This is a genomic window from Streptomyces marokkonensis (assembly GCF_008312835.1).
Taxonomy (GTDB): domain Bacteria; phylum Actinomycetota; class Actinomycetes; order Streptomycetales; family Streptomycetaceae; genus Streptomyces; species Streptomyces marokkonensis_A.
Genome location: NZ_VSKS01000028.1, coordinates 17,735 through 38,706 on the forward strand (window position 1 = coordinate 17,735; position 20,972 = coordinate 38,706).

The window sequence follows — 20,972 nt, forward strand, 5'->3', positions numbered from 1 at the left end:
ACATTCCCCGACGAGAGCGACGCCCCCTGAGGGGACGCGGCGACCTCTCATCAGAGGCGCCGGCGACTCCCTCAGGGGCGCGGGGAACCGATCGACCGGCCCTCACGGGCCCGCTGCCGCCCACAGCCCCCACAACGCAGCACTGAGGGGCCGAACCTCGAAAGGTCCGGCCCCTCAGTCAACGGCTAGGCGTCAGCGGAGAGCGTTCAGCTCTGACCGCCCGCCAGCTTCTCGCGCAGAGCGGCGAGCGCCTCGTCCGAGGCCAGCGCGCCGGACTGGTCGCCACCCTCGGAGGAGTACGAACCGCCACCGGACGCGGCCGGAGCGGCGGCCTCGCCACCCTCGGCGGCGGCCTTCTCGTCCGCCTCGCGGGACTTGATGACCTGCGCCTGGTGCTGCTCGAAGCGCTGCTGCGCCTCGGCGTACTGGGTCTCCCACGCCTCGCGCTGGGTCTCGTAGCCCTCGAGCCAGTCGTTGGTCTCGGGGTCGAAGCCCTCGGGGTAGATGTAGTTGCCCTGGTCGTCGTAGGACGCGGCCATGCCGTACAGGGTCGGGTCGAACTCGACCGTCGACGGGTCGGCACCGAAGGCCTCGTTGGCCTGCTTCAGCGAGAGGCTGATGCGACGGCGCTCGAGGTCGATGTCGATGACCTTGACGAAGATCTCGTCGTTGACCTGGACGACCTGCTCCGGGATCTCCACGTGGCGCTCGGCCAGCTCGGAGATGTGGACCAGACCCTCGATGCCCTCGTCCACGCGGACGAACGCACCGAACGGAACCAGCTTCGTGACCTTGCCGGGCACGACCTGGCCGATCTGGTGGGTGCGGGCGAACTGCTGCCACGGGTCTTCCTGGGTCGCCTTCAGCGACAGGGAGACACGCTCGCGGTCCATGTCGACGTCGAGGACCTCGACCGTGACCTCCTGGCCGACCTCGACGACCTCGGAGGGGTGGTCGATGTGCTTCCAGGACAGCTCGGAGACGTGAACCAGACCGTCGACGCCACCCAGGTCCACGAAGGCACCGAAGTTGACGATCGAGGAGACGACGCCGGACCGCACCTGGCCCTTCTGGAGGGTGGTGAGGAAGGTCTGGCGGACCTCGGACTGGGTCTGCTCCAGCCAGGCACGGCGGGACAGGACCACGTTGTTGCGGTTCTTGTCCAGCTCGATGATCTTGGCCTCGAGCTCCTTGCCCACGTAGGGCTGGAGGTCGCGGACGCGGCGCATCTCGACGAGGGAGGCCGGGAGGAAGCCACGGAGGCCGATGTCGAGGATGAGACCACCCTTGACGACCTCGATGACGGTACCGGTGACGATCCCGTCCTCTTCCTTGATCTTCTCGATGGTGCCCCAGGCACGCTCGTACTGGGCGCGCTTCTTCGAGAGGATCAGGCGGCCTTCCTTGTCCTCCTTCTGGAGAACAAGGGCTTCGATCTCGTCACCGACGGCGACGACCTCGTTGGGGTCGACGTCGTGCTTGATCGAGAGCTCACGGCTCGGGATCACGCCTTCGGTCTTGTAACCGATGTCGAGCAGGACCTCGTCCCGGTCGACCTTCACGATGACGCCGTCGACGATGTCGCCGTCGTTGAAGTACTTGATCGTCTCGTCGATCGCGGCGAGGAAGGCTTCCTCGTTACCGATGTCGTTGACCGCTACCTGCGGGGTGGTGGCGGTGGTCTCGGTGCTGCTCGTCATGTGGGAAAGGGCTCCGGTACGGACATTGAAGTCGTAGGTACTGCTACGCCGGAGCCCGTTTCGCTCTGCAGAAGCCGGACAGCCAAGGAAGCACCCCACCGTCTATCAGTGATGGCGCCTCGAAAACCGAGGGGACATACAACAGATGCGAGCGCAGCCTGCTACGTCTGAGGTGCGCAGGCTCGCAGCGCAACTTGTAGCATACGGGGGCGGCCGGGCAGGGTCAATGCGCGAAGCCGCCCACCCGGGGCGGATCGCCGCATAACCGGCACAATTCCCGTCATCCGAGGCCACACAGGGGCCAGGAACACCCTTCGGCGACACACCGGGGTCCGGCTGGACGGAAGAGTACGACGAGGGAGCCGATCATCCAAGAGTCCGAAGCGCCCGAACCGGAGGCGACCCGGCGGGAGGCCGGTGTCACGGAGAGTTCGCGCGCCAACCGGGGCTGGTGGGACCGCAACGCGGACGAGTACCAGACCGAGCACGGCACGTTCCTCGGCGACGACCGCTTCGTGTGGGGTCCCGAGGGTCTGGACGAGGTGGAGGCGGAGCTGCTCGGCCCGCCGGAGGAGCTGAAGGGGCGGGACGTCCTGGAGCTGGGCGCCGGCGCGGCACAGTGCTCGCGCTGGCTGGCCGCCCAGGGGGCGCGGCCGGTGGCCCTGGACATCTCGCACCGGCAGTTGCAGCACGCGCTGCGCATCGGCGGGCCGTTCCCCCTGGTGTGCGCCGACGCGGGCGCGCTGCCCTTCGCGGACGGCTCCTTCGACCTGGCCTGCTCGGCGTACGGGGCGCTGCCCTTCGTCGCCGATCCGCGGCTGGTGCTGCGGGAGGTGCGCCGGGTGCTGCGCCCCGGCGGCCGGCTCGTGTTCTCCGTGACGCATCCGATCCGCTGGGCGTTCCCCGACGAGCCGGGGCCGGAGGGGCTGAGCGTCTCCGCGTCGTACTTCGACCGCACCCCCTACGTCGAGCAGGACGAGGAGGGCCGGGCCGTGTACGTGGAGCACCACCGGACGCTCGGGGACCGGGTCCGGGACGTCGTCGCCTCGGGTTTCCGGCTGGTGGACCTGGTGGAACCGGAATGGCCGGCCTGGAACACCTCCGAATGGGGCGGCTGGTCCCCGCTGCGCGGGAACCTGGTCCCGGGGACGGCGATCTTCGTGTGCGTACGGGACTGAGCGCGTGATCCGTTACGACGCCCTGGACGTCCTTCCCGTACGCGACGCCCTGCCCGGGCTGGCCGACGCCCTCGACGCGCACGGCACGGCCGTGCTGGTGGCGCCGCCCGGGACCGGTAAGACGACCCTGGTGCCGCTGGCGCTCGCGGGGCTGCTCGGCACGGGGCCCGCGCGGCGGGTGGTGGTCGCCGAACCACGGCGGATCGCGGCGCGCGCGGCGGCGCGGCGGATGGCGTGGCTGCTGGGCGAACGGGTCGGCGAGTCGGTCGGTTTCACCGTGCGGGGGGAGCGGGCGGTCGGGCGGCACACGCGCGTGGAGGTCGTCACGACCGGTGTGCTGCTCCAGCGCCTGCAGCGCGACCAGGAGCTGACCGGGGTGGACGTGGTGGTGCTCGACGAGTGCCACGAGCGGCACCTGGACGCGGACACGGCGGCGGCGTTCCTGTGGGACGTGCGCGAGACGCTCCGTCCCGAGCTGCGACTGGTGGCCGCGTCGGCGACCACGGACGCGGAGGGCTGGGCGCGGCTGCTGGGCGGCGCGCCGGTGGTCGAGGCGCGTGGTACGGCGCACCCGGTGGAGGTGGTGTGGGCGCCTCCCGCGCGTGCGGTCCGGCCGCCGCACGGCATGCGGGTCGACCCGGTGCTGCTCGCGCACGTGGCGTCGGTGACACGGCGGGCGCTGGACGAGCGGGACGGCGACGTGCTCGCGTTCCTGCCCGGCGTGGGCGAGATCGCCCGGGTGGCCGGGCAGCTGGGCGGCCTCGGCGGCGTCGAGGTGCTCCAGGTGCACGGCCACGCGCCGGCCGCCGTGCAGGACGCGGTGCTGTCTCCCGGGCAGCGGCGGCGGGTGGTCCTGGCGACGTCGGTGGCGGAGTCGTCGCTGACCGTCCCCGGGGTGCGGGTGGTCGTGGACTCGGGGCTCGCGCGGGAGCCGCGTGTCGATCACGCGCGAGGGCTGAGCGCGCTGACGACGGTACGGGCCTCGCGGGCCGCAGGACGGCAGCGGGCGGGCCGTGCCGGGCGTGAGGCGCCCGGGGCGGTGTACCGCTGCTGGGCGGAGGCGGAGGACGCGCGGCTGCCGCGGTTCCCCTCCCCCGAGATCGAGGTGGCCGACCTGACGGCGTTCGCGCTCCAGGCGGCCTGCTGGGGTGATCCGGACGCCTCCGGGCTGGCGCTGCTGGATCCCCCACCGGGCGGGGCGATGGCCGCGGCCCGCTCCGTGCTCGCGGCGATCGGGGCGGTGGGCCCCGACGGGCGTGCCACCGGACGGGGGTCACGGCTGGCGCGGCTGGGACTGCATCCCCGGCTGGGGCGGGCGCTGCTGGACGCGGCGCCGGTCGTGGGACCGGACCTCGCCGCCGAGGTGGTCGCCCTGATCAGCGAGGAACCCCCGCGCGACTACGGGGACGATCTCGTGGGCGCGCTGCGCACCGCGCGCCGCGGGGGCGACGCGTACGCCGCGCGGTGGCGCACGGAGACCCGCCGCCTGCGGCGGGCGGCCTCCGAGTCCGCCGACCGGCCGCCGGCACCGGGTTCCCCTCGCTCCGCGGAGGACGGCGCCGCGCACACCAAGGCTGCGGGGGCGCCGTCCGCGCCGGACCGGAAGGACGCCGTCCGGCCCCCGGGCCCGGCACACCGGCCGGCACCGGTCGTCCCGCAGGGGGCGTCGGGACCCGTGTCCCGTGCCACGGTGGCCCCGCCGGCGGCGTCCGCACCGGGGTCCCCGCCCGTGCGGGCGGACGGAGGCGGTGCACCGGTGCCGGCGACCGGGCTCCCCGCGGGGGAGGACGGGCGGGTCGGGCTGGTGGTGGCGCTCGCTTTCCCCGAGCGGGTGGCGCGGATGGACGGCGGGGCCCATCTGATGGTGGCCGGGACACGGGCCGACATGGGGGCGGCGTCGGGGCTGCGGGGAGCGGAGTGGGTGGCCGTCGCCGTGGCCGACCGGCCCGTGGGGCGCGGGCACGCGCGCGTGGGGCTCGGAGCGGTGGTCGACGAGGGCATCGCGCGGTACGCGGCGGGCGCCCTGCTGGAGAACCACGAGGAGGTGCGCTGGGCCGACGGGGACGTCGTCGCACGGCGGGTCGAGCGGCTCGGGGCGGTGGAGCTGGCGGTCCGGCCGCACACCGGCGCCGGCCCCTCGCTCGTGCGGGCCGCGCTGCTGGACGGGCTGCGGCGGGAGGGGTTCGGGCTGCTGCGGTGGCCGGCCGGGGCGGTCGTGCTGCGGCAGCGGCTGGCCTTTCTGCACGGCCGGCTCGGTGAGCCGTGGCCCGACGTGTCCGACGCGGGGCTGCACGCGCGCGTGGAGGAGTGGCTGGAGCCGGAGCTGAGCCGGGCCCGGCGGCGGGCGGATCTCGCGCGGATCGACGCGGGGCAGGCGCTCGGGCGGCTGCTGCCCTGGGCCTGCGGTGAGGCCGCGCGGCTCGACGAGCTCGCGCCCGAGCGGATCACCGTGCCCAGTGGGTCCGGGATCCGGATCGACTACTCCGACCCGGAGCAGCCGGTGCTCGCGGTCAAGCTCCAGGAGATGTTCGGGCTCCAGGAGTCGCCCCGGGTGGCCGGGGTGCCGCTGCTGGTGCATCTGCTGTCCCCGGCCGGACGGCCGGCCGCCGTGACCGCCGACCTCGCCTCCTTCTGGCGGGACGGCTACCGGGGCGTACGGGCCGAACTGCGCGGGCGCTACCCCAGACACCCGTGGCCGGAGGACCCGGCCACCGCCGAGCCGACCCGGCACACCAAGGCCCGGCTCGGACGGTGAGCCGTTCCGGTTCCGGCCGGACTCCCGCACGGAAGCGTCGACGCGCGGGTGCGAAGGCGCCCCTCCGCCGTGCGGGGAGGGGCGCCTTCGTCCGGGTGCGGTGCCGCGTCAGGCGGTGGGGCTCGTCGACGGGCTCGGGGACGGCGTCGCGGCCGCCGCCACGGTCAGCTCGACGGTGAGGGTCGCTCCGCCCGCGGTGGTGATGCGGAGCAGGAACGTGCCGGCGGTGTCGTCCGCGTACAGCCGGGGCAGCTTCAGCAGCCCGTCGGCGTCCGTCTCGAGGCCGTTCAGCGTGCGGACCGCGTTGCCGGCGGCGTCCTTGAAGTAGGGGCCCTTGTCGTTCTCGGTCGCGTTGTCGGCCGACGTGATGAGCGTGGCGGTGGCGGCGACCCCGTCGGCGGCGGCACCGCCGTACGTGGCCTTCACCTCGACCGCTTCGGCGAACTCGCCGCCCGCGGTGCAGGTGAGCGCCGTGTCTCCGGTGCGGACGAGGGTGTCGGCGGCGCGTTCGGTGACCGTCGCCTGGTAGGCGACGCCCGGGATGTCCCGGCCCACGACGACGGCGCGGACGGCGAACGCGCCCGTCTTCTCGCCGGCCTGGAGCGCCGGAGCCACGGCGACGCCCGACGCGTTGGTGACGACGGTGGCCACGCTCTCGCCGCCCGCGAAGGTGGTGTCGGTGTCGCCGAAGACGGTGAAGCGGATCCGTACCCTGGCCACCGCCTTGCCGGCGTCCGTCTCCGCGCGGGTGCTGATCCGCTCGGTGAACGGGTCGCCCGCCATCGCGGTGAGCTTCGCGGTGCCGGCGTCCTCCAGGTGGTCCACCGTGTCGGTGGGCGTCGGCCGGGTGGTGGGCGGCGGCGTCGTGGGCGGCGGCGTGGTCGGGCTGCCGCTGCCGGGGGTGTTCGGCTTGGGGCTCTGGCCGGCTCCGCCCGGCTTGTCGGCGGGCCGGGGGCCGGGCTTCGGCGCCGGAGGCGTGGCCGAGGCCGACGGGGAGGGCCGCACCGGGTCGCCGTCGCTGCGGTCCACCGGCAGCGTGCCCGTGCCGTCCGGGATCTCGTGGGTGCCCTTGCGGTAGTACTCCAGCCACGACAGGACGGTGTTCAGGTACTCCGTCGACTGGTTGTAGCTGAGGATCGCCCTGTTGAGGTCGCCCCGGTCGGACAGGTCCCAGTCGAAGCGGCACAGGTAGTGGCCGGCGGCGAGGGCGGCGTCGTAGATGTTGTTGGGGTCCTCGCGGCCGTCGCCGTTGCCGTCGCGGCCCGCCCACTCCCAGGTGGAGGGGATGAACTGCATGGGGCCGACGGCCTGGTCGTAGGTGCTGTTGCCGTCGTGGGCACCGTTGTCGGTGTCCTTGATGAGGGCGAAGCCGTTGCCGTCGAGCTGGGGGCCGAGGATCGGGGAGAGCGTGGTGCCGTCGGCCGAGACGCGTCCGCCGCGGGCCTGGCCCGACTCCACCTTGCCGATGGCGGCGAGGAGTTGCCAGGGCAGGTTGCAGCCGGGCTTCTTCTCCCGCAGCGCCGCCTCGGCCTTCTTGTAGGCGTCGAGGACGGTCGCGGGTATGCCGGCCTCCGTGACGCCCGGGGCGACCGGGCCGGTGCCGGCGCTCGGGGACGGGTTGGGGCTGTTGAGGGGCGGCAGGTCCGTGTAGTAAGGCGAGTTGCCGGTCGCGCCGCCGGCGGTCTCCTCGGGCGAGGGCGTGGCGTCGGCGGTGGTCTGTCTGCCCTGGTCGTCGACCGTCACGCCCGGAGCCTGGGATGCGGACAGGGCCGCCACCGCTGCCGCGGCCACGGCGGTGGTTGCCGCTCCCTTGCGCATCCTCCTGCCGAAATGCGCCGCCATAGAGTGAACCCCTCCCGTGGGCGTCGTGGCGCCCGTCACCGTGTGTTGTGTCCGCCCTTTTGTGACGTTCCGCGCGCCCCGCCGGTTGCGCTTCGCGGCCACCCGGCGTGACGACCCTCGAGACCCTACGACAACTTCCTTTGCCCGGACACCCGTTCGTGCCCGATATTCACCGGTTGGCCACGTTGATGGTGCGGCGGGGCTCGGGTCGGGGGGTCGCGCATACTGGGGCCTTCCGAACAGCGGGCCCTCGCGGGCCCGGTCAACGCCTCTCGCGAGGAGTCGAGTTGCCCTTCACGCTGAGCCACGCCGCGGCGGTCCTGCCGGCCGTGCGCGCCGACGGGACCGGCCGGGGCGCCCTGGTTCCCGCCGTGCTGGTCGCGGGCAGCTTCGCTCCCGACATGACCTATTACGCGGCGAGTGTCCTGCCGGGGGCGATGGAGTTCGGCGACGTGACGCACACCTTCCGGGGCGTGCTCACGGTCGATGTGCTCATCGCCTGGGCGCTGGTGGGGCTGTGGCTGCTGGTGCGCGAACCGCTGGTGGCGCTGTTGCCTCGGGCCCGGCAGGGGCGGACGGCGGCGCTTCTGCGCTGCGGGGCGCCCCGGGCACGCGTACGGGCGTCGCTGGTGGCGCGCTGGTACGTCTCGGCCGTGCTGGGGGCGTCGACGCACGTGGTCTGGGACGCGTTCACGCATCTCGACCGGTGGGGGATGCGGATGTTTCCCGTGCTGGGCGAGGAGATCGCGGGCTCGCCGCTGTACTGGTACCTGCAGTACGGCGGTTCGGCGGTGGCCGCGGCCGTGATCGCGCTGTTCGTGGCGCGGGCGCTGCGCCGTACGGCACCCGGGGCGGCCGGACCGGCCGGGGTGCCCGTGCTCTCCGCCGGCGACCGGTGGTGGGCGGTCGCGCTGCTCGGCGGGTGCGCGGTGGTGGGGGCGGTGCGGCGGGCCTCGCGGTGGTGGGCCTACTGGGGGCCGGCCGCGAAGCCCTGGGAACTGATCCCGACGGTGTGCTTCGGTGCGGGCGCGGGGCTCTTCCTCGCGCTGCCGTTGTACGCGGTGGCCGTCAGGGCGTGGCGTCCGGTCCCGGCCGTGGAGGGCCCTGCGGACGCCGGTACGCGGCGGACGAGCCGTACGGCCGCACGCTGAGGGTCTCGCTCGCCGCGACGAACACGGTGACGGTGCGGACGGGGCGGGGCCGGGGCAGCCAGGTGACCACGAGGGTGAGGTAGGCGCGGGCCAGTTCGGCCCACAGCCGCCAGGGTGGCTGCTCATCGGGGAGTACGGCGCCGGCGGCGCGGCCGGCGCGCCATCTGCCGTCGGTGATGCGGCGGCCGAGGTCCGCGGTGGCGTTCCGCAGCGCGGTCGCGAGGGTGGCGGGGACACGGGCGGTACTTGCGGCGGCCGCGAAGACCGGAACCGGCGGAAACGCCTTGAGGGTGGGTCCGTCGGCGTCGGCCCGCGGGGGTGCCGCTCTGCGGTGAAGCATGCGTATACCCATGCGTCGCATCCTGTCGGCCAACCCGCCCACCGGCGCCTCCGCGAGGGCCACGCGAGTGAAGACCCCTCCGGGCACGCGGAGCGGCGGGCCCGTGCCGACGGTACGTCGCCGCACCGCGCCCCCGCGCGCGCTCACGCCACTGCGGACGCGGCGCTGCTGAGCCCGGCAGGCGCGGTGCCGCGCCGGGCCTGTGCCCGGACCGCTTCCCGCCGCCCCGGCCGCGCCCCACGGACCTGGTGGATCCGGTGCACCGAGCCCGGTCGGCCGCCCGCCGGGCCTCACCGCTGCGAAAACACGCCGCCCGCGACGAACGGCGCGGCACCCGCTCCGCCCCGACCACGCCGGGCTCCCCCGCCCGACGGTCGCCCCGGCCGCACCCCGCAGGCACGGTGCACCCCGTGCGCTGCGCCCGGCCGGCCGCGCGCCGGCCCCCGTCCCGCGGGCGCTCCCCGCCGCGACGGACGCACCGCCCCGGCGCGACACCGCACCGCCTCGACCGCGCCAAGCCCCGCCGGGCGGTCCGCCCCGGCTGTCCCGGCGCGGTGGCTTCGGTGCGTCGGCGCCCGGCCGGCCGCGCGCCGGACGGCGCCGCCGCGACGGACGCACCGCCTCGACCACGTGCCCGGTGAGCCCCCGCCGGGCGCGGGTGCGGGGGAACCGGCCGGGACGGGCGCCCACCGGGCCGCACGGCCCCGGTCGCGCCGTGTGGCCGGGTGGCGGACCGGCGTGTACCGCCCCGGCCGGGCTAGTGGGCCGCGGACTCCCAGTCCGGGCCCGCGCCCACCGAGACGCCCAGGGGGACGCGGAGCCGGACCGCGGACGCCATCTCGCGGCGGACCAGGTCCTCCACCGCGGAGCGCTCGCCGGGGGCCAGTTCCAGGACGATTTCGTCGTGGACCTGGAGGAGCATGCGGGAGCGCAGGTCCGCCTCGCGCAGCGCGCGGTCCACGTTCAGCATGGCGATCTTGACGATGTCCGCCGCCGTGCCCTGGATCGGCGCGTTGAGCGCCATGCGCTCCGCCGCCTCGCGGCGCTGGCGGTTGTCGCTGTTGAGGTCGGGCAGATAACGGCGGCGGCCGAAGAGCGTCGCCGTGTACCCGGTCGCCCTCGCCTCGTCGACGACCCGGCGCAGATAGTCCCGCACACCGCCGAACCGCTCGAAGTACGCGTCCATCAGGGCGCGCGCCTCGGCCGCCTCGATGTTCAGCTGCTGGGAGAGGCCGAAGGCCGACAGCCCGTACGCCAGGCCGTACGACATCGCCTTGATCTTGCGGCGCATCTCCGCGTCGACCGCGGACCGCTCGACCGAGAACACCTGCGCGGCCGCCGTGGTGTGCAGGTCCTCGCCCGAGGTGAACGCCTCGATGAGGCCGGCGTCCTCGGAGAGGTGGGCCATCACGCGCAGTTCGATCTGGCTGTAGTCCGCGGTGAGGAGGGACTCGAAGCCCTCACCGACCACGAACCCGCGGCGGATCGCGCGGCCCTCGTCCGTGCGGACGGGGATGTTCTGCAGGTTCGGGTCGGTGGACGACAGCCGGCCGGTGGCGGCGACCGTCTGGTTGAACGTGGTGTGAATACGGCCGTCCGCGGCGATCGTCTTGATCAGACCCTCGACGGTGACGCGCAGCTTGGCCTGCTCCCGGTGCCGGAGCATGATCACCGGCAGCTCGTTGTCGGTCTGGCCGGCGAGCCAGGCCAGGGCGTCGGCGTCGGTGGTGTAGCCGGTCTTCGTCTTCTTGGTCTTCGGCAGGGCCAGCTCGCCGAAGAGGACCTCCTGGAGCTGCTTGGGCGAGCCCAGGTTGAACTCGTGTCCCGCCGCCGCGTGCGCCTCCTTCACCGCCTGCTGCACGGCGCCCGCGAACATCTGCTCCATGGCCTCCAGATGCGCCCGGTCGGCGGCGATGCCGTGCCGCTCCATGCGGGCGAGCAGCGCGGACGTGGGCAGCTCCATGTCGCGGAGCAGGTCCGCCGCGCCCACGTCCTCCAGGCGGCCGCCGAAGGCCTCGCCCAGGTCGAGGATGGTGCGGGCCTGCAGCATCAGCGCCTCGGCCTCCGCGCCGTCGTCCGCGCCGAAGGCCAGCTGGCCGTCGGGCGCGGCGGCGGGCGCCAGCTCACGGTGCAGGTACTCCAGGGAGAGGGCGTCCAGGTCGAAGGAGCGGCGGCCCGGCTTCACCAGGTAGGCGGCGAGCGCGGTGTCCATGGTGACACCCTCGATGCTCCAGCCGTGCTCGGCGAAGACGCGCATCGCGCCCTTGGCGTTGTGGAACACCTTGGGCCGCTCCCGGTCGGCGAGCCAGGCCGCGAACGCCCGCTCGTCCGCCTCGTCCAGCTCGGCGGGGTCGAACCAGGCGGCCGGACCGCCCGCCGCGGCCAGCGCGACCTCGGCGACCGAGCCGGCGCCCAGCGCCCAGGTGTCGACGGTGGCGACCCCGAGGGGGCCCGTGCCGTGGCCGGTGAGCCAGCCGGCCAGCTCGCCGGCGCCCAGCACGGTGCCGTCCAGCTCCACGCCGGCGGTGACGACCGGGGTGGTCTCCGCCTCCTCCGCGCCCGGGTCGACGGCGAACAGACGCTCGCGCAGCGACGGGTTCCTGATCTCCAGGGTGTCCAGGATCATCGCCACGGCCTTGCGGTCGTAGGCGGTCCGCTCCAGGTGGGGGACGCCCTTGGGCAGCTCGACCCCGCGCTCCAGCTCGGTGAGCCGGCGGTTCAGCTTGACCGCTTCCAGGTGGTCGCGCAGGTTCTGCCCGGCCTTGCCCTTGACCTCGTCGACGCGGTCGACCAGCTCGGCGAAGGAACCGAACTGGTTGATCCACTTCGCGGCCGTCTTCTCGCCGACGCCCGGGATGCCGGGCAGGTTGTCGGACGGGTCGCCGCGCAGCGCCGCGAAGTCGGGGTACTGCGCGGGCGTCAGCCCGTACTTCTCGAAGACCTTCTCCGGGGTGAAGCGGGTCAGCTCGGAGACGCCCTTCGTGGGGTACAGCACCGTGGTGTGCTCGGAGACCAGCTGGAAGGAGTCCCGGTCGCCGGTGACGATCAGTACCTCGAAGCCCTCGGCCTCGGCCTGGGTGGCGAGGGTGGCGATGACGTCGTCCGCCTCGTACCCCTCGACGGCGAAGCGCTCGGCGTGCATCGCGTCGAGCAGCTCTCCGATCAGCTCGACCTGCCCCTTGAACTCGTCCGGGGTCTTGGAGCGGTTCGCCTTGTACTCGGTGAACTCCTCGGAGCGCCATGTCTTGCGGGAGACGTCGAAGGCGACCGCGAAGTGCGTGGGCGCCTCGTCACGCAACGTGTTGGCGAGCATCGACGCGAAGCCGTAGATCGCGTTCGTCGGCTGGCCGGTCGCGGTGGTGAAGTTCTCCGCGGGCAGCGCGAAGAACGCGCGGTACGCGAGCGAGTGCCCGTCCATGAGCATCAGTCGCGGGCGGGCCCCGCCGGGGGTCTGGTCGGTCTTCTTCGATGCTGTGTCTGCCACGTACCCGATCCTGCCATGTGGCACTGACAGTCGGTTCCGCCCGCGTGCGACGCGGTGGATTCGCCCCTCCGCCCCCTCCTTTCCCTTCGCCGGGGCTGCGTCCCGGGGCCCCGTCCCCGGACGCCCGACGGGCTGAAGGGACGTGGCAGGATCGGAGACGTACCTCACACGTGTGCGTGAACAGGAGTGCGCGATGGCAACGAAGCCGCCCAAGGGTGATCCCGTTCAGGACGCACCGCAGGTCACCGAACCGAAGCGGGTGGCCGCCGGACTCCCCGCGGTCGGCCACACCCTGCGGATGGCCCGGCAGCAGATGGGTGTGAAGCGCACGGCGCTGACGTTGCTCGGCGTCAACCAGAAGGACGGCTTCGACTGCCCGGGCTGCGCCTGGCCGGAGCCGGAGCACCGGCACAGGGCGGAGTTCTGCGAGAACGGCGCGAAGGCCGTGGCCGAGGAGGCCACCCTGCGCCGGGTCACCCCCGAGTTCTTCGCCGCGCACTCCGTCGCCGACCTGGCCGGCCGCAGCGGGTACTGGCTGGGCCAGCAGGGCCGGCTGACCCACCCCATGTACCTCCCCGAGGGCGGCGGCCACTACGAGCCGGTCACCTGGGAGCGCGCCTTCGACATCGTCGCCGAGGAGCTCGCCGCCCTCGACTCCCCCGACGAGGCCGTCTTCTACACCTCGGGGCGCACCAGCAACGAGGCCGCGTTCCTCTACCAGCTCTTCGCCCGCCGGCTCGGCACCAACAACCTGCCGGACTGCTCGAACATGTGCCACGAGTCGTCCGGCTCGGCCCTGTCCGAGACGATCGGCGTGGGCAAGGGCAGCGTCCTGCTGGAGGACCTGTACCGGGCCGATCTGATCATCGTGGCCGGGCAGAACCCCGGCACCAACCATCCGCGCATGCTGTCCGCCCTGGAGAAGGCCAAGGCGAACGGCGCGCGGATCATCAGCGTCAACCCGCTGCCGGAGGCAGGTCTGGAGCGCTTCAAGAACCCGCAGACGCCCAGGGGGCTCACCACCGGTGCCGCCCTGACCGACCTGTTCCTGCAGATCCGCATCGGCGGGGACCAGGCCCTCTTCCGCCTCCTCAACCGGCTGATCCTCGACACGCCGGGTGCGGTCGACGAGGCTTTCGTGCGCGAACACACGCACGGGTACGAGGAGTTCGCCGAGGCCGCGCGTGCCGCAGACTGGGACGGGACGCTCACCGCGACCGGTCTCACGCGCGGGGACATCGAGCAGTGCCTGCGGATGGTCCTCGCGTCGGAGCGCGTCATCGTCTGCTGGGCGATGGGCCTCACCCAGCACAAGCACTCCGTGCCGATGATCCGCGAGGTCGTCAACTTCCTCCTGCTGCGCGGCAACATCGGCCGCCCGGGCGCGGGCGTGTGCCCGGTGCGCGGCCACTCCAACGTGCAGGGCGACCGTACCATGGGCATCTTCGAGCGCCCCGCGCCGGCGTTCCTGGACGCCCTGGAGGCGGAGTTCGGCTTCGCGCCGCCGCGCGAGCACGGCTACGACGTCGTACGGGCCATCCGCGCGCTGCGCGACGGGAAGGCGAAGGTCTTCTTCGCCATGGGCGGCAACTTCGTCTCCGCCTCGCCCGACACGGAGGTCACCGAGGCGGCGATGCGCCGGGCCCGGCTGACGGTGCACGTCTCGACCAAGCTGAACCGCTCGCACACCGTGACGGGCGCGCGTGCGCTGATCCTGCCGACGCTCGGCCGCACGGAACGCGATGTCCAGGGCGGCGTCGAGCAGTTCGTGACGGTCGAGGACTCCATGGGGATGGTGCACGCCTCGCGCGGGCGCCTCGAACCGGCGAGCCCGCACCTGCTGTCCGAGCCGGCCATCGTGTGCCGGCTGGCCCGCCGGGTCCTCGGTGAGGGCGGCACGGTGCCGTGGGAGGAGTTCGAGAGGGACTACGCGGCGATCCGCGACCGCATCGCGCGGGTGGTCCCCGGGTTCGAGGACTTCAACGCGCGCGTGGCGCGTCCCGGGGGCTTCGCGCTCCCCCACGCCCCGCGCGACGAGCGCCGCTTCCCCACCGCGACCGGCAAGGCCAACTTCACCGCGGCGCCGGTGGAGTACCCCGAACTGCCGGCGGGGCGGCTGCTGTTGCAGACGCTGCGCTCGCACGACCAGTACAACACCACGATCTACGGCCTCGACGACCGTTACCGGGGCATCAAAAACGGCCGCCGGGTGGTGCTGGTCCATCCCGAGGACGCCCGCGAGCTGCGCCTGGTGGACGGCGACTACGTCGATCTCGTGAGCGAGTGGAAGGACGGCGTGGAGCGCAGGGCGCCCGGCTTCCGCGTCGTGCACTACCCGACGGCACGGGGCTGCGCCGCGGCGTACTACCCGGAGACGAACGTCCTGGTGCCGCTGGACGCCACCGCGGACACCAGCAACACCCCGGCCAGCAAGTCGGTCGTGGTGCGTCTGGAACAATCGGCGACCGACTGAGCGTTCGCTCAGCAGACAGCCGTACCGACGCACGACGAATGGAGCCGGGCCCATGGGAGAGCAGCAGCAGGTGAAGTTCCCGCAGGAGGTCATCGACGAGTACGCCGCGCTCGGTGTGGACCTGCCGGCGCTGTTCTCCGCGGGCCACCTGGGCACCCGCATGGGTGTGCAGATCCTGGAGGCCTCGGCCGAGCGGATCGTCGGGACGATGCCGGTGGAGGGCAACACGCAGCCGTACGGGCTGCTGCACGGCGGCGCGTCGGCCGTGCTGGCCGAGACGCTCGGGTCGGTGGGTTCGATGCTGCACGGCGGCAGCTCCAGGATCGCGGTGGGCGTCGACCTGAACTGCACGCACCACCGCGGTGTCCGCTCCGGTCTGGTCACCGGGGTCGCCACACCGGTGCACCGGGGGCGGTCCACGGCGACGTACGAGATCGTCATCACCGACGAGGCGGACAAGCGGGTGTGCACCGCGCGGCTGACCTGTCTGCTGCGGGAGCTGAACCCCGGCGGCGGGGAGCAGGCCGCGGGCTGACGTCCGCCGGGGTGCGGGTCCTCCCCGCACCCCCACCGCCATTGCCTCCGGCCGGCCGGCGCCCTAGCGTTCGGGGCATGCGACGGGGAGGCACCTCTCGGGCGTGGGCGGGGGCATGCGCCGCGCCCCTCGCGGCCGCGCTTCTGACGGGACTGACGGTGACCGGCTGCGACACGACGGGTTCCGGCCACACGGGCCGGGATCCCTCGGCCGCAGCGGACGGCGGGCGCACGGCCTCGCCGTCACCGCGGGTGACGTCCGACGAGGACCTGTGCGCCGCGCTCGTCGGCCACTGGTCGCGCGAGGTGCTGGACGGCGGCACCTATGGCGACTACCAGTCCATGGGGCTGTCCGGCGGGCAGTACGAGATCCTGCGCGAGGTGGTCGATTCCGCGCGGGCCGCCAAGCGTCAAGGGGCCGACGACGTCGGCGGGCTGATCGACCGTGAGGCGCGCGAGGGGTGCGTGGAGTGGTACCGCGCCGGCGGGCCGGGCGAGGGGCCCTGGCAGTGAGCGGGGTCGGCCCGGTCGAGCCGGGCGAGGGCACCCACGTCCAGGACGCCCCACCTGCGCCCCTCCCCCAACGGGGGCCCCTGGCCGGGCACTTCGAGCGCCACCGCAGGGTTGTGCTCGGCGCCCTGATCACCTCCGCCGTACTCGCGGGCAGCGGCTACCTGTACGTCACCCGGCCCCGGCCGGAACCACCGCCCGCTCCGCCGTACCCGAACCAGGTGACCGACATCGCGTACCTTCGGCCGGGGACCACGAGCTCCAACACCGCCTCGCGCGGCTTCACTTTCGAGGTGGAAGTGATCACGGAATCCGGACCTCCGGTTACCGTCACCCGGATTTCCCAGCCGTACGCGGGACTGTCCGTGACCTCCAGCCCACGCACCCCTTTCCGGACAAAAGCAGGATCCCCCCGCAAGATCACGGTCACCCTGCGGGTGACGGAATGCGGAAATGTGCCACGGAACGCCGGACTCCCTTTCCTGGATGTAACGCTGCGTAATACGCGAGCAATACAAGTACACAGCTTCATCCTCGGACCCCAGTACGCACAGGACCTCTCCCGAGCCCTGCAAGTAGCCTGCAGCAACAAGTTCGGGTAATCACCAAAACGGCTGATGCACCTGAACCAACCCCGTCGAGTCCTGCGGTTTCTCACCATCCGGACAGGGCAAAACGGCGAGAATTCTGCCCTTCCCCCCACTCAGTACCGCTCTGCAATACGTCGTGTCATAACAAGAGCGTCACAGCCTTGGCCAGAGTCTCCTCCGCATTCCCCACCCACGCTTAGAGTCACGGCCAGTCACCGCGCCGTCCGATTGTCTCGTCGGCCCAGCGCTCGACTCGGCCGTTTCCACCGGGAGACGGCTGTCAGGGGAAAGGACTGGATCGTGCGTCAACGTTCACTCATCGCCATCACCGCCGCGCTGGCGGCGGGAGCGCTCACCCTCACCGCCTGCGGCTCACGCGACGAGGACGGCGGCGGCAGCTCGGACTCCGGCAACGGTGGCACCACCGTGGTCATCGGCGTCGACGCGCCGCTGACCGGCGACCTCTCCGCGCTGGGCCTCGGCATCAAGAACTCCGTGGACCTCGCGGCCAAGACCGCCAACAAGGAGAAGTTCGTCGAGGGCGTCACCTTCAAGATCGAGGCCCTCGACGACCAGGCGCAGCCCTCCTCCGGCCAGCAGAACGCCTCCACGCTCGTCGCCGACAAGGACGTCCTCGGCGTGGTCGGCCCGCTGAACTCCAGCGTCGCCGAGTCCATGCAGCGCGTCTTCAACGACGCCAAGCTCGTCCAGGTCTCGCCCGCCAACACCGGCCCGAGCCTGAGCCAGGGCCAGGACTGGCAGACCTCGAAGAAGCGCCCGTACGAGTCGTACTTCCGCACCTCCACCACGGACGCCATCCAGGGCCCGTTCGCGGCGCAGTACCTCTACAACGACTCCAAGAAGCGCAAGGTCTTCGTCATCGACGACAAGAAGACCTACGGCGCGGGCCTCGCCGGCACCTTCACCGCGGAGTTCAAGAAGCTCGGCGGCAAGGTGGTCGGCACCGAGCACATCAACCCCGACGCCAAGGACTTCTCCGCGGTCGCCACCAAGGTGAAGAGCTCGGGCGCCGACGTCGTCTACTACGGCGGCGAGTACCCGCAGGCCGGCCCGCTGAGCAAGCAGATCAAGGCCGCGGGCTCCAAGGTGCCGCTGGTCGGCGGCGACGGCATCTACGACCCCACCTTCATCTCGCTGGCCGGCAAGGGCAGCGACGGTGACCTGGCCACCTCCGTCGGTGTCCCGCTCGACCAGCTCGACTCCGCCAAGAAGTTCACCGCCGACTACAAGGCAGCGGGCTACAAGGAGGACTTCGCGGCCTACGGCGGCTACTCCTACGACGCCGCCTGGTCGATCATCGAGGCCGTGAAGAAGGTCGTCGACGCCAACGACGGCAAGCTCCCCGACGACGCCCGCGCCAAGGTCGTCGAGGCCATGTCCGGCGTCTCCTTCGACGGTGTGACCGGCAAGGTCTCCTACGACGAGTTCGGCGACACGACGAACAAGCAGCTGACCGTCTACGCCGTCAAGAACGGCGCGTGGGAGCCGGTCAAGTCCGGTACCTACACCGGCTGACCCACACCCGCAGCACCCAGGGCCGCGCGGGGCGCCGCATCACTGGCGCCCCGCGCGGACCCGCATCCGGCCCCATCCGTCGAATATCCGAACGTCTCGGAGGACATGCGGTGAACGAACTGCCGCAGCAGCTGGTCAACGGCCTGCTACTGGGATCCATGTACGGCCTGGTCGCCATCGGCTACACAATGGTCTACGGCATTGTCCAGCTCATCAACTTCGCCCACGGCGAGATCTTCATGACCGGGGCCTTCGGGGCGATCACGGTCTACCTGTACGTCCTGCCCGACGGCACCTCGATGGCCATCGCGCTGCCCCTGATGATCCTCGGGGCCATGCTGGTCGCCACCACGGTCGCCGTAGGGGCGGAACGCTTCGCCTACCGCCCCCTCCGCGGCGCACCACGGCTGGCACCCCTCATCACGGCCATCGGCCTCTCCCTCGCCCTCCAGCAGGCCGTGTGGGCCTGGTACCCCGACGCCCGCTCCGCGATCGAGTTCCCGCAGATCGACGGCGGTCCCTTCGAGATCGGCAACGTCACCATCCAGACCGGTGACGTCTTCCTGCTGCTCGCCGCCCCCCTCAGCATGGCGATCCTCGCCTACTTCGTCATGAAGACGCGCACCGGGCGCGGCATGCAGGCCACGGCCCAGGACCCGGACACCGCCAAGCTGATGGGTGTCAACACCGACCGCATCATCGTCGTCGCCTTCGCCCTGGGCGCCATCTTCGCGGCCGTCGGCGGTGTCGCCTACGGCCTCAAGTACGGCCAGATCGACTTCCGCATGGGCTTCATCCTCGGTCTCAAGGCCTTCACCGCGGCCGTCCTCGGCGGCATCGGCAACATCTACGGAGCCATGCTCGGCGGCATCGTCCTCGGCATCGCCGAGGCCCTCTCCACGGCCTACATCGCCGACATCCCCGGCCTCGACCAGTTCGGAAGCCAGTCCTGGGCCGACGTCTGGGCCTTCGTACTCCTCATCCTCGTGCTCCTGTTCAGGCCCCAGGGCCTGCTCGGTGAGCGAGTCGCGGACAGGGCGTGACACCGATGACCACACAGACCACAGCAGCACAGACCGCCGGCACCCCGGCCGCCGACACCCCCAAGGGCCTGATCGGCATCCCCGAGACCATCGGCCGCGCCCTCGCCACCGCCGGCGGCGCCCTCGCCGTCGTCTCCACCTTCCTCGCCTGGACCTGGACCTCCGAGTTCCCCGGCGACCTGACCGTGTACGGCTACCCCGGCGGCCTGCAGGTCCTCGTCCTCATCGGCGGTGCCCTCACCGCGCTGTTCGGCCTCGCCTCCTACGGCGTCAAGGGCCTGCGCTGGCTCGTCCCCGCCGGGGCCGACAGCGCCCTCAAGCTCGCCGCGCTCGGCACCTTCGTCACCGCCTGGTACACGATCATCGCGATCAGCACCACGCTCGGCGGACTCGTCAACCTCGAGCCCGGCGGCTGGATCGCGGCCGTCACCACCCTCGCCGCCCTCGTCGGCGCGCTGGCCCTTCCCTTCGAACGGCCCGTGCTCGACGCCGCGGACCCCGACGACTCCGGCTGGGAGGCGTTCCGCCACAACGCCCGCAACCAGGGCGCCGTCCTCAAGGCGGCCATCGCCTCGGGCACCGCCTCCCCCGCGCGCAAGCTCCCGTCCTACGCCGAGATCCTGATCATCGTCGCCGCCCTCGCCGTCGGCCTGATCGTCTTCACCTACGGCATCGGCACCGAGTACGACGAGCTGTTCGTCGGCTTCCTCATCACCGCCGGCTTCGGCTTCGCCGCCGTGGCCAAGGCCGGACTGGTCGGACGCCTCTCCGCGATCACCGCGAAGCACCGCACCGTCACCATGGTCGGCGCCTTCGTCGCGGCCGCGGCCTTCCCCTTCACCCAGTCGGACGACCGGTACGCCACCATCGGCGTCTACATCCTGATCTTCGCCACCGTCGCCCTGGGTCTCAACATCGTCGTCGGCCTCGCCGGCCTCCTCGACCTCGGGTACGTCGCCTTCCTCGGTGTCGGCGCCTACACGGCGGCGATGGTCTCCGGCTCCCCCACCTCGCCCTTCGACATCCACCTGCCGTTCTGGCTGTCCGCCCTGATCGGCGCCGCCGTCGCCATGGTCTTCGGCGTCGTCATCGGCGCCCCCACCCTGCGGCTGCGCGGCGACTACCTCGCCATCGTCACCCTCGGCTTCGGCGAGATCTTCCGCATCGCCGTCCTCAACATGGACGGCACCTCAGGACCGGACATCACCAACGGCTCCAACGGCATCTCGTCCGTGCCGAACCTCAACATCCTCGGCTTCGACTTCGGCCAGCAGCACGACATCCTGGGCGTCTCCATCGGCCGGTTCTCGAACTACTTCCTGCTGATGCTGCTCATCACGCTGGTCGTGGTCGTGGTCTTCCGGCGCAGCAGCGACTCCCGCATCGGCCGTGCCTGGATCGCCATCCGCGAGGACGAGACCGCCGCGCTGGCCATGGGCATCAACGGCTTCCGGGTCAAGCTGATCGCCTTCGCCCTCGGCGCCACCCTGGCCGGCCTCGCCGGCACCGTCCAGGCGCACGTCACCTACACCGTCACCCCCGAGCAGTACCAGTTCGCCCACGTCGTCCCGCCCAACAGCGCCTTCCTGCTCGCCGCGGTCGTCCTCGGCGGCATGGGCACCATCAGCGGACCCCTCGTCGGCGCGGCACTGCTCTACCTCATCCCCGCCAAGCTCCAGTTCCTCGGCGACTACCAGCTCTTCGCCTTCGGCCTCGCGCTCGTGCTCCTGATGCGCTTCCGGCCGGAAGGTCTCATCCCGAACCGGCGTCGCCAGCTCGAATTCCACGAAGAGGCCGAAGCGCCGACAGTCCTCAGCAAGGCAGGGGCCTGACCAC

14 protein-coding genes are annotated in these 20,972 nt (G+C 72.4%); 10 read left to right on the plus strand and 4 right to left on the minus strand.

Annotated features, from left to right (window positions below):
- Positions 1 to 206: 206 nt before the first annotated feature.
- Positions 207 to 1,700, minus strand: a complete 1,494-nt coding sequence (gene rpsA / locus F1615_RS32470) for a 30S ribosomal protein S1 (protein WP_037937712.1) — start codon at positions 1,698 to 1,700, stop codon at positions 207 to 209.
- Positions 1,701 to 2,065: 365 nt separating this feature from the next.
- Between rpsA and F1615_RS32475 the strand changes: the two genes are divergently transcribed.
- On the plus strand, positions 2,066 to 2,878 hold the full coding sequence (locus F1615_RS32475) for a class I SAM-dependent methyltransferase (RefSeq protein ID WP_149552622.1): 813 nt from the start codon (positions 2,066 to 2,068) through the stop codon (positions 2,876 to 2,878).
- Between the two features lie 4 nt (positions 2,879 to 2,882).
- Positions 2,883 to 5,633 (plus strand): ATP-dependent RNA helicase, encoded by a 2,751-nt coding sequence (locus tag F1615_RS32480; protein WP_149552623.1) that lies wholly within the window; start codon positions 2,883 to 2,885, stop codon positions 5,631 to 5,633.
- A 108-nt stretch (positions 5,634 to 5,741) separates the two neighbouring features.
- Here the strand turns inward: F1615_RS32480 and F1615_RS32485 are convergent, their stop codons facing one another.
- Positions 5,742 to 7,475: a lytic transglycosylase domain-containing protein gene (locus tag F1615_RS32485; RefSeq protein ID WP_149552624.1), complete on the minus strand. Its 1,734-nt coding sequence runs from the start codon at positions 7,473 to 7,475 to the stop codon at positions 5,742 to 5,744.
- Positions 7,476 to 7,762: 287 nt separating this feature from the next.
- On the opposite strand from F1615_RS32485, the gene F1615_RS32490 reads away from it, so the two are divergent.
- Entirely contained in the window at positions 7,763 to 8,626 is an 864-nt protein-coding gene (locus F1615_RS32490) for a DUF4184 family protein (RefSeq protein ID WP_149552625.1), read from the plus strand.
- On the opposite strand, the gene F1615_RS32495 is transcribed toward F1615_RS32490, so the two are convergent.
- Positions 8,544 to 8,978, minus strand: coding sequence for a hypothetical protein (locus F1615_RS32495; protein WP_208818464.1), 435 nt, complete (start codon positions 8,976 to 8,978; stop codon positions 8,544 to 8,546). The two genes, F1615_RS32490 and F1615_RS32495, sit on opposite strands and share 83 nt — an antisense overlap.
- 745 nt (positions 8,979 to 9,723) lie before the next feature.
- Positions 9,724 to 12,450 (minus strand): DNA polymerase I, encoded by a 2,727-nt coding sequence (gene polA, locus F1615_RS32500; RefSeq protein ID WP_149552626.1) that lies wholly within the window; start codon positions 12,448 to 12,450, stop codon positions 9,724 to 9,726.
- A gap of 193 nt (positions 12,451 to 12,643) precedes the next feature.
- On the opposite strand from polA, the gene F1615_RS32505 reads away from it, so the two are divergent.
- The 7 genes from F1615_RS32505 to F1615_RS32535 all read left to right on the plus strand — a co-directional run bounded on the left by F1615_RS32505 (position 12,644) and on the right by F1615_RS32535 (position 20,968).
- On the plus strand, positions 12,644 to 14,923 hold the full coding sequence (locus F1615_RS32505) for an FdhF/YdeP family oxidoreductase (protein ID WP_149552627.1): 2,280 nt from the start codon (positions 12,644 to 12,646) through the stop codon (positions 14,921 to 14,923).
- Positions 14,924 to 14,975: 52 nt separating this feature from the next.
- The gene (locus tag F1615_RS32510) at positions 14,976 to 15,458 is read left to right on the plus strand and encodes a PaaI family thioesterase (protein ID WP_149552628.1); all 483 of its coding nucleotides are present in this window, start codon (positions 14,976 to 14,978) and stop codon (positions 15,456 to 15,458) included.
- A gap of 77 nt (positions 15,459 to 15,535) precedes the next feature.
- The gene (locus F1615_RS32515; protein ID WP_149552629.1) at positions 15,536 to 15,970 is read left to right on the plus strand and encodes a hypothetical protein; all 435 of its coding nucleotides are present in this window, start codon (positions 15,536 to 15,538) and stop codon (positions 15,968 to 15,970) included.
- Entirely contained in the window at positions 15,967 to 16,569 is a 603-nt protein-coding gene (locus F1615_RS36630; protein WP_149552630.1) for a Tat pathway signal sequence domain protein, read from the plus strand. The genes F1615_RS32515 and F1615_RS36630 overlap by 4 nt, the downstream gene beginning before the upstream one ends.
- A 288-nt stretch (positions 16,570 to 16,857) precedes the next feature.
- The gene (locus F1615_RS32525) at positions 16,858 to 18,093 is read left to right on the plus strand and encodes a branched-chain amino acid ABC transporter substrate-binding protein (RefSeq protein ID WP_149552631.1); all 1,236 of its coding nucleotides are present in this window, start codon (positions 16,858 to 16,860) and stop codon (positions 18,091 to 18,093) included.
- Between the two features lie 110 nt (positions 18,094 to 18,203).
- Entirely contained in the window at positions 18,204 to 19,136 is a 933-nt protein-coding gene (locus tag F1615_RS32530; RefSeq protein ID WP_149552632.1) for a branched-chain amino acid ABC transporter permease, read from the plus strand.
- 5 nt (positions 19,137 to 19,141) lie between these two features.
- Positions 19,142 to 20,968: a branched-chain amino acid ABC transporter permease gene (locus F1615_RS32535; RefSeq protein ID WP_149552633.1), complete on the plus strand. Its 1,827-nt coding sequence runs from the start codon at positions 19,142 to 19,144 to the stop codon at positions 20,966 to 20,968.
- Positions 20,969 to 20,972 lie beyond the last annotated feature (4 nt).